The organism is Nostoc sp. DedQUE04, assembly GCF_034530995.1.
Classification (GTDB): Bacteria; Cyanobacteriota; Cyanobacteriia; order Cyanobacteriales; family Nostocaceae; genus Nostoc.
Genome location: NZ_JAVRCA010000076.1, coordinates 1 through 14,184 on the forward strand (window position 1 = coordinate 1; position 14,184 = coordinate 14,184).

12 protein-coding genes and 1 tRNA gene are annotated in these 14,184 nt (G+C 43.8%); 4 read left to right on the top strand and 9 right to left on the bottom strand.

All coding sequences use genetic code 11. The features are described from left to right. Positions 1-346: 346 nt before the first annotated feature. Positions 347-784 (top strand): hypothetical protein, encoded by a 438-nt coding sequence (locus RM049_RS33330; protein WP_322669746.1) that lies wholly within the window; start codon positions 347-349, stop codon positions 782-784. A gap of 419 nt (positions 785-1,203) precedes the next feature. Here RM049_RS33330 and RM049_RS33335 read toward each other — a convergent pair. Next, positions 1,204-1,275 (bottom strand) — tRNA-Thr (locus RM049_RS33335). A 33-nt stretch (positions 1,276-1,308) separates the two neighbouring features. Here RM049_RS33335 and RM049_RS33340 point away from each other — a divergent pair. After that, positions 1,309-1,602 (top strand): DUF3493 domain-containing protein, encoded by a 294-nt coding sequence (locus RM049_RS33340; RefSeq protein ID WP_322707239.1) that lies wholly within the window; start codon positions 1,309-1,311, stop codon positions 1,600-1,602. 345 nt (positions 1,603-1,947) lie between these two features. Here the strand turns inward: RM049_RS33340 and RM049_RS33345 are convergent, their stop codons facing one another. Beyond that, positions 1,948-3,639 (bottom strand): DUF1565 domain-containing protein, encoded by a 1,692-nt coding sequence (locus tag RM049_RS33345; RefSeq protein WP_322707240.1) that lies wholly within the window; start codon positions 3,637-3,639, stop codon positions 1,948-1,950. Between the two features lie 296 nt (positions 3,640-3,935). Here RM049_RS33345 and RM049_RS33350 point away from each other — a divergent pair, with 296 nt between their 5' ends. Beyond that, positions 3,936-4,472, top strand: a complete 537-nt coding sequence (locus RM049_RS33350; RefSeq protein ID WP_322707259.1) for an alpha/beta hydrolase — start codon at positions 3,936-3,938, stop codon at positions 4,470-4,472. Here the strand turns inward: RM049_RS33350 and RM049_RS33355 are convergent. From RM049_RS33355 to RM049_RS33385, 7 genes are all read right to left on the bottom strand, one after another. Then, positions 4,469-4,666 carry a hypothetical protein gene (locus RM049_RS33355; protein WP_322669750.1) on the bottom strand — a complete coding sequence of 66 codons (198 nt, stop codon included), beginning with the start codon at positions 4,664-4,666 and terminating at the stop codon, positions 4,469-4,471. The genes RM049_RS33350 and RM049_RS33355 overlap by 4 nt on opposite strands. 196 nt (positions 4,667-4,862) lie before the next feature. Next, entirely contained in the window at positions 4,863-5,483 is a 621-nt protein-coding gene (locus RM049_RS33360) for a low-complexity tail membrane protein (RefSeq protein ID WP_322686680.1), read from the bottom strand. Positions 5,484-5,588: 105 nt separating this feature from the next. Beyond that, positions 5,589-8,753 (bottom strand): translation initiation factor IF-2, encoded by a 3,165-nt coding sequence (gene infB, locus RM049_RS33365; RefSeq protein WP_322707241.1) that lies wholly within the window; start codon positions 8,751-8,753, stop codon positions 5,589-5,591. A 476-nt stretch (positions 8,754-9,229) separates the two neighbouring features. Continuing rightward, entirely contained in the window at positions 9,230-9,499 is a 270-nt protein-coding gene (locus RM049_RS33370) for a YlxR family protein (protein WP_322669753.1), read from the bottom strand. Between the two features lie 134 nt (positions 9,500-9,633). Beyond that, positions 9,634-10,920, bottom strand: coding sequence for a transcription termination factor NusA (gene nusA / locus RM049_RS33375; RefSeq protein ID WP_322669754.1), 1,287 nt, complete (start codon positions 10,918-10,920; stop codon positions 9,634-9,636). A 227-nt stretch (positions 10,921-11,147) separates the two neighbouring features. Then, positions 11,148-11,609: a ribosome maturation factor RimP gene (gene rimP / locus RM049_RS33380; protein WP_322669755.1), complete on the bottom strand. Its 462-nt coding sequence runs from the start codon at positions 11,607-11,609 to the stop codon at positions 11,148-11,150. A 235-nt stretch (positions 11,610-11,844) separates the two neighbouring features. Next, a complete protein-coding gene (locus RM049_RS33385; RefSeq protein ID WP_322707242.1) occupies positions 11,845-13,293 on the bottom strand; it encodes a hypothetical protein in 1,449 nt (482 codons plus the stop codon). A 338-nt stretch (positions 13,294-13,631) separates the two neighbouring features. Between RM049_RS33385 and RM049_RS33390 the strand changes: the two genes are divergently transcribed. Further along, a partial coding sequence (locus RM049_RS33390) for a peptidoglycan-binding protein (RefSeq protein WP_322707243.1) occupies positions 13,632-14,184 on the top strand: 553 nt, incomplete at its 3' end.

The following is a 14,184-nucleotide window of genomic DNA, read 5'->3' on the forward strand; positions in this document are numbered from 1 at the left end:
CATTTGTTATTTCGGAGTACCCATTTGTTATTTCGGAGTACCCATTTGTTATTTCGGAGTACCCATTTGTTATTTTGGAGTACCCATTTGTTATTTCGGGGTACTCATTTGTTATTTCGGGGTACCCATTTGTTATTTCGGGGTACTCATTTATTGATTTTGTGATTACTGTTGCTGATTGCACTTATTCTCAAACAACAAATTGATATGACAAATGAGTAAAAACACAGGCAAACTCGTAATTATTTCGTTGAACTTTTAATGAAATAAATCCACAAAACTACCCATCTCAGGCAAAAGGATACTCCACTATGTTGAACAAGGAATTATTAAAAAAGGATGTGTTATGTCTTTAAAAACTCGTGGTTCTGCTGCTGTTGACAAAGCCCAACTTCGTCTCGCCTTGCTTAAATCTATTGATGAAAATCTGGATTTAGGACATGGGTTAACTATTGAAGCCTACAACCACTTAATCAATACTACCCGTGCAATGGTAGAAGCTAATAATACGCTGGTGTCCAATCTGGAAGAATCGCGTAAAACAGTAACCCAGATGGATAAAGCTCTCTCCGAAATGTCTGAACGAATGCTAAGTGGAGTTGCAACTGTCTACGGCAGAAACAGTATAGAGTATTCCAAAGCTGGCGGCTCTAATCGCAAACGAAATAAACAATCTACTTCAAAAGTTACTCCACTTGTAGCGATTCTTACTACTCAACCTACTCAAGCTGCAATTGCCAATGCGTCAACTAACGGTAATGACACAGCTCCTTTGCTGCAATAATCCACCTGATACCAATTTTATATGAGGCTACACATTATTTTGACCCCTCCCAACCTCCCCTTGGTAAGGGGAGGTGCCGCAGGCGGTGGGGTTCTTTCTATGCGCCTTCATAAAGAATTGCTATAAGCTCCATATACAGCAAAATTCAGAATTTATGAGTCAGAATTCAGGAGTAAGACATGGTTTATATCTGGGTAACAGACTTAGCTTGTGTACCTCAGCAACTTGAAATATGCTGTATAAATTGTTGCTTTTCAAAAAGATGACAAAAATTTGTCACCAATACATACGGAAGCGGATTAATAGGTTTGATGACAATAATTTGTCACAACGAGATCAATGTGTCACCGACGACAAATAATTAGTTACTGTACACTTGATTTATGCCAAACTCTAATATTGAGGAATACTTTCACCAAAGCCGATGATGGGATTTGAACCCACGGCCTGCTGATTACGAATCAGCTGCTCTACCACTGAGCCACATCGGCGTACACAATCTAAGAGTATAACATGATTTAATCATGGTAGATCAAAATCCTAAAAATCGCCTTAATCCTGAACAGTATGCCAGCCTGAAAGCAGAAATAGCTGCTCCTTTTCGCGGTTTACGACAATTTTTTTACATTGCTTTCGCTGCTTCTGGTTCACTCGGTGCATTCGTCTTTTTCTTCCAAGTGCTTGCCGGACGCGATGTTGAGAGCGCTTTGCCTAATTTAGCTCTCCAAGTAGGAATAGTTGCTTTAATGATTTTCTTCTGGCGCTGGGAACAGCGTCGGCAACAACGCCCCAATTCGAGTAAAAATCCTAATTCTTAAAGGGAGAAATCTTAGCTAGTTAATTTTTGACTACTTTTTTTTGATATATCTTTTCTTCAAATTTACTCATGCTTTTATGAAGATTAAAATATCCAGAAAGAAAAAGTAAAAAAATTATTAGGAAATCTCAAAAAGCAAAAATTTCTGAGAAAATGGAAATCATTGAAACGGGGTCAGCCAATATAAAGACCCTGACCATAAACTCAATCACATTCAAAGGGGTCAGCTATATTTAAAGACCCCAAATTTTATGATTCAAAAACCCTAAAATTAAAAAACTACTATATTGAAAGCGCCAGACTGATAATTTATTAGTCTGGCGCTTCCAATTTGCTAACTAGACATTTATTGAACTGTTACCAAATAAGATGAAGGAATTGGTTGGGCACGTCCAGCATTGACAAGTGCCTGATAAACAAAGGCAGCAACTTCGGCTCTAGTCGCTTCACGATTAGGATTGAGTTGCTTGGCTGTGGGATAGTTGATTACTAGTTGCCGTGCAGTTGCGGCGGCAACTGGTGCGATCGCATAATTAGGAATCTGAGCAGCATCAGTGTAAAAGGAAACGACATTTTGATTACTTGCAGTTAAGCCCAAACCATTAGCTAAAGAGACTAACGCCTGCACTCTCGGAATTTGCTGCTGTGGCTTAAAAGTGCCATCGGGATAACCAGAAACAAATTGACTCTGGTAAGCAGATTGAATGGCAGCGTAAGCCCAGAAATTGCTTGCTACATCCTTAAATTTAATTGCTGGACGTTTAACTGCTGGCGTTAAAGCTTTAGTGACAATAGTGGCGAATTGAGCGCGAGTTACAGGTTCATTGGGTTTAAAGCTGCCATCAGGAAAGCCCGCAATAATATTTTGCGAGGCTAGAGCTTCGATGTAGCTTTTTGCCCAGTAATTTGCTGGTACATCTTTAAAGGCAACAGCCCCTCCAGGCGGTACATCAACACTGGCGGCAACAAAATCTACTGAGCCAAAAATCTTTTTCTGATCGATATCGTTGCCAACAGCGACAATTTTACTGGTTTTGGTGGCATTGTTCACATCATAACGAGTGTTATTGCGGATAAGATTGCCACCAGGATTTTCGTTGGTGCCAAGGTCGGGTGAAGCGTTGACAGTTGCTACTACTCCATCCCGCTTATTATTTTGAATGACATTTTTACGCAATACGGGCTTCGCTGACTCTGAGATAAAAAGACCGTCTTGGTTTTCGATAATTTGGTTTTCTACAACTAGAGGTGTGGAAGTGCCACCGATCGCCAGACCAAAACCAGTATCCTGAAATAAGTTATTCCGAATTTCTCCTTGGGCAGCTCTAGCAACTGAAATCCCATTCCCTTTGTTTTGCACAAAGAGATTACTTTCAACTTTGGGATTGCCTGTACCCGTGACAAAAACACCTTCTCTGACACTGTTAGTAAAAGTACTGTTTTTGATAGTCGGATTAGTTGACTCCACCCACACAGCCGTACCCCGACTATTTGGGTTGGTGACGCTGACACCAGCGATCGTGGTATCTTGCTCGGCCAGGATGGTAATGTCTTGTCTGGCAAAAGTGCGACTAGTGTAGAAGCCTCCACCTGTAATCAATATCGCCTGACCTTTAGTAGCTTCATCACCCCGCAGTGTCACCCCTGGTTTAAGTAAAAGCGGGAAGGTTTCACCACTTTCTTGGTTATAGTTACCAGGTGCTAATTGAATAACTGCACCTGCTTGGGCTTGACTGAGAGCGAAACTTATGCTTTTGTACGGTGCTGCCGAGGTGGCACCAGCACCAGCCCTATCTGCACCAGTTGCTGGATTAACGTAAATCGCTGCGGCAGTTGCAGGAGCTTGGGCTGTGCGAGTTGGGGCGATATATTCTGGATGAGTCGCACCAGCATTAACCTCACTAGGTAGTAGTGAACCACTAGAAACAACAAGCATTGCCGTGAGTCCGGCTCCCACGCGCAAAGAATATTTGAGATGATTGCTAGAAAGAAGGCGAAAATTTTTCGCAAGAGTAATGTGATAACCCCGATATTTCATTTTTTGAGTCTGTGATGTGCTGAATTACAGTATGTCGAACAAGGTTAAAGATAACAGCGTTGTAGCTGCTCTAAAACCCATGCAAAACTATACTGGATGATTAGCACTGATTCAGCTAAATTCCTTAGAGAGGTTACAGAACTTATACATTAGTTATATTGTGTTATTCAGAAAATTTTCTTAGGGGCACTATGAGGATGAGGCGATTTTTTAGTATTCCCTAAAGCTAGATGCTGCAACTAATTCTGCTGGAATATCATCGCAGAAAAAAGCAAACCTATTGGAAATCGAGAGAAATGCATTTTAATTTTTTATGGCTGCATCGCATCTTAGTTTTAGTAGGCATTATCTGTCTTCTGTTTTTGTCCACTCCTGCCTTTGCAGCAGAACGAGTAGTCCTGAAGTATGGTATTTTCCGTGAATCACTTTCTGTAGAGGAAATATCCACCTTTGCCGAAACAGGTGAACTCTCACCTTTACTAAAAGTGAATTTAGCTTTGGCGCGACAAGACCCCAAAGCCATTCGTCAGTATTTAACACAGCCAGTAAAGGTAAACGCTGTATTTTTAGATAGAGCGCTAAATAGCCAGATTGGTAATATTATTTTGGATCGAGTTAGTCAAGTTATTTCTACACCGTCTCAAAGAGCAAATCGGCAAGCTTTACGAGCCGCTTTGGTACTTTCTGCGAATCAAGACGGGCAAGTGTCGCTGATTGAAATTATTAAGAATTATCCCACAAATGAAGTGGAAGTTGATGGCGATTGCTTGCAGGGTGCATACCGTCAACTCCGTCGTTTGCAAACAAACCTACAAGATTTATTTGGTCTTTAGTAAGCTAAAGTTTCTAAAGTTTCTCTTAAATACCGCTGTACCTGCTGTTCCAAGCGAATTCCGTGTAATTGAGCATCCCGTTCTAGTTGCCAGCGTTGAAAACCGGAACTATTGGAGATGGCACATTTGAGACTATACCAAATTTCAGTATCATCAGAAAATTGGCGATCGCTAGAAGCTGGAATTTGAGCCATAGTTCCTCATTCCTTTGTTTTTCTTCAACGGTAACTGGGTATTGGCAATGGGGCATTGGGGAGCCACTGCGGTCTTGGGGTCTCCCCAAGTGGAGCAAGTGGCGTCATTGATTATTAGTTATTCTCCTCTGCACCCCTGCATCTTCTGATACTTATTTGTAGCCCTTTAAAGTTAAATAATATACTTTACGGCCTGCTACGAATCTGTATTTATCTTAAACAAGGATTGTAATAATCGAGGCACGATTTGATTAACTCGCACCCCTAAAATTGTGAAATCTTGCTTAATCTTTTCTAAAGATAATGGTTCTATGCCAGCAAATTCTGTGTCATTAGTCACCAAAACTCGCATTACACTCACAGGTACTTGTAAAAATAGATTGCCACCCAAAAATGCTAATCCCGCCAGCACTAATGCAACACTGCGCCATTGTGGGAGAAATTTAGCTGAATCTGCTACTAATGGGGCAATTTGGTAAAGATACCACAGTATCCCAACCGACAAGGCTGCTGCCACCAATGCCAGGATACGATTTACCTTTGTATTAATTAAACAGAGAATTTTTCGCTGCCGCTCAGTCAGATTTTCTGGTTTTTGGGCTATTCCTAAAAGAGCAAATATATAAAAAGGGCGACGCAACTGCATCCATAGCAGGGGGAGAACACCAATGGCGCCAACTAACAATAGCTCCATCCAGACTGGTAAAAATGGCTCGCCTACAGACAAAAACAATAAGCAGAGTACTAAAAAAACAGGCAACGTCGCTAATCCAGCGACGTGAATCCACAAAATAGGTTCAGAGCGAAATGAATGCATATTATAAAAAGTTGTGAGTTAAGAGTTAGGAGTTAGGAATTAGCAGTCTTTAACTCCTAACTCCTAATTTATCACTCCTAACTTCTAACCATTTTACCCTCAACACTATCTCGTTAAGGTGAGAGTGCGGCGCTTCGTAACCATTTGATAGGCTTCGATGATGTCACCTTCAACCCAATCATTGAATTTATCGATGCCGACACCGCATTCATAACCGGCGTTGACTTCACGGCTATCTTCTTTCATCCGTTTTAGGGAGTCCAGAACGCCTTCATAGATCACCTTACCGCCGCGTCGCACCCTGACTTTACAGTTGCGAACTAGCTTGCCAGATTGAACGTAGCAACCGGCAACAGCACCGCGACCGACTGGGAAGACGGCACGGACTTCGGTTTGACCCAAGGGTTCTTCCACCAACTCTGGTTCCAAAAGACCTTCCAAGGCATCTTGGATATCTTCTAGGAGTTTGTAGATTACGTTGTATTCACGAACATCTACACCCGCTTCATCGGCAGCTTGTCTGGCACCACTAGCGAAGGTGGTATTGAAGCCAATAATTACAGCGTTACTGGCAGCTGCTAAGTCGATATCTGTCTCGGTGATTTCCCCAGCAGTAGCCAACAGCATCCGAATTTGGACTTCGTTTTGCGGAATTTGCTTGAGCGCTCCCACAATGGCTTCCACGGAACCTTGTACGTCTCCCTTCAAGATCAAGTTGAGTTCTTTCAACTCGCCTTCTTGTGCTTGAGCCGACAAGGTTGTAAGGGTAACACGACCCTGTAACAAACGGGATAAGCGTTGTCTGTCTGCGCGATCGCTAGCAAGCGCTCTGGCTTCTTTTTCGTTCTCGAAGACCTCGAACTCGTCGCCGGCAGCCGGCACATCACTTAAACCCAGTACCTCGACAGCAAATGAAGGAGAAGCAATCTCTACTCTCTTGCCTCTGTCATCTACCATCGCCCGGACTTTACCGAAGGCCGAGCCAGCTACTAAGATATCTCCCACATGCAGGGTACCATTCTGAATTAGCAGGGTAGCAACTGCTCCCTTAGCTTTATCCAGATGTGCTTCAATGACAGTTCCTTTGGCGGTACGATCTGGGTTGGCAGATAGTTCTGCAACCTCTGCTACTAAGAGAATCATCTCTAAGAGCGTATCCAGATTTTCACCTCTGATGGCGCTCACGGGAACCATGATTGTCTCACCGCCCCAGTCTTCTGATGTCAGACCATACTGAGTGAGTTCTTGTTTAACGCGTTCTGGCTGTGCCCCTTCTTTGTCAATTTTGTTAATTGCAACAACAATTGGCACTCCAGCAGCTTGGGCGTGGCTAATGGCTTCAATGGTTTGGGGACGGACACCATCATCAGCAGCGACTACTAAGACGGCAATATCTGTTACCCGCGCTCCTCGTGCCCGCATAGCTGTAAAGGCTTCGTGACCAGGAGTATCCAGGAAGACTATCTGCTGTGGTTTCCCCTCATGTTCGACATCCACATGGTATGCACCGATGTGTTGAGTGATCCCGCCAGCTTCGCCAGCAGCCACCTTTGTTTTGCGGATTGAGTCGAGCAGGGTTGTTTTACCGTGGTCTACGTGACCCATGATTGTCACCACAGGCGGACGGCGGTGGAGATATTCTTGGTCTTCTGCACCGACCATTTCCGTAATTTTTCGAGCTTCTGCTTCTCGTTCGGCGGTTTCGACTTCTATTTCTAGTTCTTTTCCTACCAGGGTAATTGTGGGAATATCCAGATTTTGAGTGATACTCACCGCCATACCTTTAAGGAACAGGATTTTCACAATCTCTGTATCGGGAACGGCTAAAACGTCAGCCAGTTCTTGCACAGTCAACGGCCCTGTGATCGTCACTTTTTCGGGGCGATCGCGCTTTGTCTCGGCTTCTTGGCGACGGTTTTGGTGATTGTCACGCCCAGAACCAGACTTGGAACCAGACCTGGAACCAGACTTTCTGGCTCTTGCAGTTGGGGCGCTAGCAAGGGTTGCACCTGGTATCTGTACAGGTCGAGTCGCTTTCGGTTTGGGAGGACGAGCGATAGAAAGGCTGACTTGGACTGTGGCTGGTGAGTCGATATCGTCATCATCTAGCAAATCTTCTTCAAACTCATCATCAAGTATGGGTTTGATTCGCTTACCTTTGACGCCAGCTTTTGCCTTCTCTTTAACCTCGTCAATTATTTCCTCTTCTACCCACTTTTTGCCGCCTTTGGTCGGTCGAGGCGGACTTGGGCGTTTCAAATCAAGGAGATCCGGTGTGACTGGTTCATCACCCAATCCTTGAGATTTGCTCGCTATGCCTGACATCTGTCTGGGTGGAGTAGCAATCGGCATTGCGGCTGCTACTGCTTCACCTGGACGTGCCGGTCTGGGTCTTTGTCCCTCTCCCAGTTGTGATGGGGCAGATGGTCTATTACCTCTCTGCTCTGGTCTGCTGGGTGCAGGGGTAGGACGACTTGTCCTTTGTGGCGCACTTGGTGGAGACTGGTCTGTTGGCAGTTTAGCGACTCTTGGCTTAATTTGTTCGCGATCGCCTTCCGCAGGACGTAGCCGTTGGTCGCGTTTGAGGATCGGTTTATCTGCCTGAGATACTGGCGGCTCATCTACCACCTGGGCTTCTTCTGCCGCAGGCCTGGCTGGAGGAGCAACTAGTTGTGGTTTGATCGGTTTTTCCGATTTTGGTCTGGGTGGAACTATTTTTTCCGGTTTTTGGGATGCTATTTTTTCCGGTGCCGGATTTGGATTAGGCGTTTGTTCCAAGTCAGCGATCGAGGGTTGCTCTTGAGTCTCAGATTGAGTCCGGGGCACAGGTCGAGTTGGTGCTGCCGGTTTTTGGGGTGAGACTGGTGTAGCGAAAGGCCGTGGAGGAGAGGGAGGATTAGCTTCAGACAAGGCAGCTTGGGTATTGTTAGCAAGTGACGCCTCTGGGGCGTTGGGAGTAGTATTTCTCAATATTTTGGGTTTACGTATTTCCAAAATTTGCTGTTTGTGGGGTGCAGCAGGTCGCGAAGGTCCGCCGTTGGGTGGTGAATTTGGCTTATGGCTGGTTGTACCTAGTTCCTTTTTGGCTGACACACTCGTAGCTGCAAGCTTTTCTGCTGCCGCCCGGATGTTTTCTGCCTCGGATTCTGAAATCGTGCTGCTATGGCTTTTGACCGCAATATCGAGCTGGTCGCAAATTGCTAGTAGCTCTTTGTTATCCAAATTCAATTCCTTTGATAATTCATAAATTCTAACTTTGCCGTTGGTCATCCACTCTTCCCCTTTAATTTACAGTTTTAGCGGATGGTTGCCTGGTTTGCGACATCTCCATCCTTGGACTACTGTTTTTAGACTGCCGTTCAGTTTTTGCCGGTGCCTCCAATCAGGAAAGAGAGATGTTTCGGTTTAATAATGGCATCCCCACCAGGAATGATGGTTGAGGGATACCCATAAAAATTTCTTAAATAAAAGATTTTTATAGGAACCCTTGACGCCGAACTGCGCCTGAGCGCTACCAGGTTGCCATTTTGTAGTTTCTTGTTTTGTTGATTCTGATTCCACAACACAATCGATTACATCTTGTTCTGGGAATATTGCCTCGCCCCTCGTTATTCGAGAGCCTAATGCCTTTTACACCCATTTACTATTTTGGCACTAACCTTAACGTTCAACAGGGAGTTTGATGAAAGCACTACTTCGGCTTTCGACACAATTCCTCTAATGATTACGTCACAAAGTTGTTCCAACTAAATTTGGTTTTGGGTATTACTGCGGGCTAGACGTTGCGACAAGCTTTGGTACAGTGCTTCTGGCACTGATGCATGTAGCGATCGCCCTAGTCGATTTTTTTTTTGAGCAGCTTGTAAGCAACTCGTTTCTGGACAAATATAGGCAGAACGCCCCATGCCCTGATCTAATTGTACCTTTCCCGATGGAAAGACGCGGACAATCCGCCAAAACTGATCTTTTGAGCTTACTTTCCGGCAGCTAATACAGCGCCGATAATTTGGTTTCATCGGTTCTTTGCGATCTCAGTCTAGGATAATGGAAGTAAAAATAAGTTTATTATGACTATTTTTTACTTATACCAAGTAGCTTTTGAGACTGAGACTACAATCTTACACTATCAAAACTTTACAAAATTAATCAATTATTCATCATCGTTATTGTCAAAACTATCTTCCTCTTCTAGTTCGTTCTGATTTTCATCCTCGAATTCTTCTTCAAAGTCCGAGTCGTCTTCTTCTGATTCTTCTGTTTGATATTTTGTTCTGACGGCTGCAAACTTGGTATCCTCTGCTGCATAGTCATACTTAGCTTTGTCTTTAATGTCTATTTTCCAACCAGTCAGACGGGCTGCCAAACGGACGTTTTGTCCTTCTTTCCCAATAGCCAAACTCAATTGATCTTCAGCTACAAGTACGTGAGTTTGCCGTGATTCTGGGTCCATCAAACGTACTTCATCTACCCGTGCTGGACTTAAGGCATTAGCAATGTATGTTGCTGGGTCTGGCGACCAGCGAATTACATCTATTTTTTCACCGCGTAATTCGTTGACTACTACTTGAATTCGCGATCCCCTAGCTCCAATACAAGCGCCTACTGGGTCTACATCGCGATCGAGAGTATCTACTGCTATTTTAGTTCGGGGGCCGACATAACGGGAAGGTGGGTTTGCCTCCCTAGCTACGGCAACAATCCGTACAACTTCATCTTCAATTTCTGGGACTTCGTTGGCGAAAAGATAAACTACCAAACCAGCATCAGCACGAGACACAAGCAACTGTGGCCCTCGTTGCTGACCTTGGGAGACTTTTTTGAGATATACCTTGAAGGTGGCATTTGCCCGATAATTATCGTTAGGCAACTGTTCCCGCTTTGGTAATTCGGCTTCTACTTCTGGCTGACCAAAGCCGCTGCTAACTGCTAGAACCACTGATTGCCGCTCAAACCGCAGGACTCTTGCTTGGAGAACAGTTCCTTCTAAATCTTGGAACTCTTCTTGCACCATCTGGCGCTGTTGATCGCGTAATTTTTGCGCCAATACTTGCTTAGTTTGCATCGCCGCCATCCGACCAAATTCTCCTTGGTCGGGGGTAACATCCAGTACCACAGAGTCCCCTAACTGCGCTTCGGGAGCGACTTGTTGAACTTCGTCTAGAGAAATTTGATGATCTGTATTGTCTACTTCTTCAACAATGGTTTTGGTGGAAAGAACGCGAAATCCTTCTCCTTCAATATCGAGTTCTACTTCAAAATTTTCAAAATAATCTTCGTCAAACTGTTTGCGCTCTAAATTTTGGGCGCGGCGATAACGTTCATAGCCTTTGAGTAGTGCTTCTCTTATAGCTGATTGAACCGCAAGCCTGGGTAAATTCCGTTCGCGACTTATACTTTCAATTAATTCTTTTAATCCAGATAAAGTAACCATTGACATAAGCAATCTCCTTTAAAAATTAGGAACTAGAGACTGGGTGTTGGGCATTGGGCATTGGGCATTGGGAAGAGGACAAGAGGACAAGAGGACAAGGAGAATTGGGGACAAGGGAAAAAAACTTGTTGCAAGTTCTCACCTCTTGTCACCTTGTCACCTTGTCATCCTTGCTCCTCTGCTCCTCTACCCCTCCAATCCCTAGTCCCTAGCTTCTAGCCTTAGTAACTTGTTTATTGGCGCTCCTCTAACTGCACCTTAGTAATTAGAGAGCGGGGAATTTCGACTACACGACCTTTTTGATTTAAATAAAGTGTTGTCTCATCCCGACGAATCAACTGACCAATCCACTCTTGTTGTCCGTCGTAGGGGGGCGTTGTGGAGACAATAACAGGAAATCCTTTAAAGGAAATAAACTCCCTGTCTGTGACCAGTTGCCGCGAAATACCAGGACTAGACACTTCCAAGACGTATGTATCTGGAACGATTTCCGCAGCATCTAAGGAGGCTTCTAAAGCACGGCTCATCCTCTCACAATCGTTCAACCCAGTGTCTTGCTCAGGATTGCGAATGTCTACCCGCAACACTGGTGGACTTTGGTTGGTGTGAAAAACCACGCCAACCACTTCCAATCCCAGTTCTTCTGCCACTGGTGTCGCCAAATCAATAATTTGTGGAACTAAAGGATGAGCCATGAGAGAATTCAATAAAAAAAGTGGGCATCGACCCACTTCCTGCGATAGGTATATCTTCCAAGAAGTCTTGTGACGAACCAAATTATGATTCGCCTAATTCGAGTTTAGCGCATTTCTTTTATAGTCGTGTATTGGGCATGGGGCATGGGGCATTGGGCATTGGGCATTGGGCATTGGACATTGGTTATTCTTCTTGTCCTCTCATCTCCCCTGCTCCCCTGCCCCTCTGCTCTCCCTACCCTTCCCGTATTTTTGGGAGAGTAGCGCCTTTATCTACTACTACCGGAACTGATACTTGTGTTCTTAGCTGCCGGGTTTGCTCGATAATTTGGTCTATGTCTTCTTGGGATAAACGCTGGACGTAGTTGAGTTTGATTTCCTCTAAGAAGTCAAAAAGTAAACTTTGAATTTCTGAGAGTACATGTTTTTCCTTGATTTGAGATCCTAAGACCTGGGTGAAGCTTTCTACTAGCTGACTGGTGAGTTGTGCTCCTACAGGGTCTTCAACAGCGCTAACTAAAGTTTTGTAAAGATTAGTTGTGATTTGAGTCGCCAGTTGTTCGCTTAACTGGGTTTGAGCCTGTGCCACGCCAGGGAGATTCTGGAGGTTGCGGTAGACGGGGACTTGATGGAAGACGGTTTCGATGTTGTGGCGCAGAATGGCAACGATCGCAGGTTGGATATCAGGTAGCACTTGGTAGACAATTGTTTTTACCAAAAGACCTGCGATCGCTTCCACTTCATTTACATTGTTAATATCTATGTAGGGACGTAAATTTTCTTGTTGCGAGAGCCAGCTTGTTAACTCACCCCGCTGAATTGAACCCTGAACCTGATTAATCACCCTCACCACGACAATTTCTGTAAGTTCTTCGGCAAAATTGGCGACAATTCCCTGATTAATTTGCTTTCGTACTGGATGCAGATTCAATAACTGCGCTCGATCGAGGCGAATTAATACAGGTATAATTCGCAACCCTCGCCAAAAGGGTATTAGTAAAAATAAATCGTACCAACGCCACAATAGTGCTTCTAACCAGCTAAAACCAGGATGTTGGCGTCTGAGCAAGAAAGTGCGCCCCAGCAATTCTACGCCAAATAAAATCACAAAAGGTAAGTCAATAATCCAGAATTTATCAATAAAATCGCCATTTTCCCCGATTTTGCGGTAGTAGTTACTGGCGATCAAAGGGCGGATGCTTTTGTTGAAAAAATTAATTTCTTTATCCCAGCTATTTTGTGATAGGTGCGGCTGACTCCAAAAAGTAGCGAAGGACTGTTTTGCAGATTCTTTGCGGATGTGCGATCGCATCCTTTGTTTGATTTTCTCCAGAGTCCCACTCTTATTAGCTCCCGCAAACGGGTTACTGTCAATCATCTCGCTACTAAGACGACTTATTTGTATTAGCCTGTTATTTACCTGAGGCGACTGTAACCCTGTTTGCCTAACTTGTTCCTCTAATGCGTCTACTGTTTCTAGATAACTTTTTGTGTCTCGATGACTTTCAATACCTTTGATTGGGTCATAAATATTAGTAATTTGGGGAAGTTTTCGCAAGTAGAAATCTCGCCAAGGTACATAACTTAAATCAAACAACACTAAACCTAAATTTACTGCGGCAGCAATTGCCATAAATCTTTCAACCCAAAGATTACGCTGCTTAGAAGATTTTATATTTTTCATTTTTTGTAATATATGATACTTGTTGAGGTCCACAGGTAAAGAGACTGCTTTTCACCTTCAGCTGACGCTCAATGCACAGATGTGATTTTCTAACGCAGTTTAGGGTTAAAAGGGTATATTCGCTTCAAATGATAACCGCTATATCTTTGCTTATACAAGATACTTCTTTTGATGGATGACAGAAGTTATTGTTTAAATATCTGGCTAAATTTAACAAAAAAAAATCACAATTTGTTCAAAATTCATTAAATAATCGTGAAAAAAGTTATTAAACAAACTTAAAATGCAGCTGTTAACGTTTACGATCCTGCTGATTTGACCCAAAGGAGTTTTTAAGTATGTGGTGTGGGTTTGGAAAATCAAGCGCAACCTTTGCTGTTACTTGCCTGATGACTGCTAGTTTGGTAATTACAGACACAGGTTTTGCAGCCCCTCAAAGAAGTTATACACCCCAGCAATTCCGTGAAGTATTGCGGGGATTAGGCTATAACGTCAAGGTAACAAATACCGCTTTGACAGACGAGGAAACTAAAAAGGCAATTCGAGAATTTCAGACTGGTTATAAGCTAAAACCAGTTGATGGCATCGCAGGGCCAAAAACCCAAGATTTTGCTGCTAACATCGTTCAAATTCTACACAGAAATTTGAATGCAGTGGTGAAGCCAAATCCTCCTCTGCCGCGCGATCGTTTTTATGGTTCTCGCACGGAAGAAGTGGTGAAGGAGTATCAGAAGAAATATCAGTTGCAAGAAACTGGAATTGCTAACTTAGCACTCCGCCAAAAGCTGAATGAAGAAGCAAAGACACTCTTCAGCCAGCCGACAACTAAACCAACAACTAAACCGACAGCGACACCGAGAGCAACACCGAGAGCAACACCGAGAGCAACAC

Excerpts from the sequence above, each read along its gene's own strand:
- RM049_RS33330 (WP_322669746.1), top strand. The coding sequence starts at position 347 with ATGTCTTTAAAAACTCGTGGTTCTGCTGCTGTTGACAAAGCCCAACTT.
- RM049_RS33340 (WP_322707239.1), top strand. The coding sequence starts at position 1,309 with ATGGTAGATCAAAATCCTAAAAATCGCCTTAATCCTGAACAGTATGCC.
- RM049_RS33345 (WP_322707240.1), bottom strand. The coding sequence starts at position 3,639 with ATGAAATATCGGGGTTATCACATTACTCTTGCGAAAAATTTTCGCCTT.
- RM049_RS33350 (WP_322707259.1), top strand. The coding sequence starts at position 3,936 with ATGCATTTTAATTTTTTATGGCTGCATCGCATCTTAGTTTTAGTAGGC.
- RM049_RS33355 (WP_322669750.1), bottom strand. The coding sequence starts at position 4,666 with ATGGCTCAAATTCCAGCTTCTAGCGATCGCCAATTTTCTGATGATACT.
- RM049_RS33360 (WP_322686680.1), bottom strand. The coding sequence starts at position 5,483 with ATGCATTCATTTCGCTCTGAACCTATTTTGTGGATTCACGTCGCTGGA.
- infB (WP_322707241.1), bottom strand. The coding sequence starts at position 8,753 with ATGACCAACGGCAAAGTTAGAATTTATGAATTATCAAAGGAATTGAAT.
- RM049_RS33370 (WP_322669753.1), bottom strand. The coding sequence starts at position 9,499 with ATGAAACCAAATTATCGGCGCTGTATTAGCTGCCGGAAAGTAAGCTCA.
- nusA (WP_322669754.1), bottom strand. The coding sequence starts at position 10,920 with ATGTCAATGGTTACTTTATCTGGATTAAAAGAATTAATTGAAAGTATA.
- rimP (WP_322669755.1), bottom strand. The coding sequence starts at position 11,609 with ATGGCTCATCCTTTAGTTCCACAAATTATTGATTTGGCGACACCAGTG.
- RM049_RS33385 (WP_322707242.1), bottom strand. The coding sequence starts at position 13,293 with ATGAAAAATATAAAATCTTCTAAGCAGCGTAATCTTTGGGTTGAAAGA.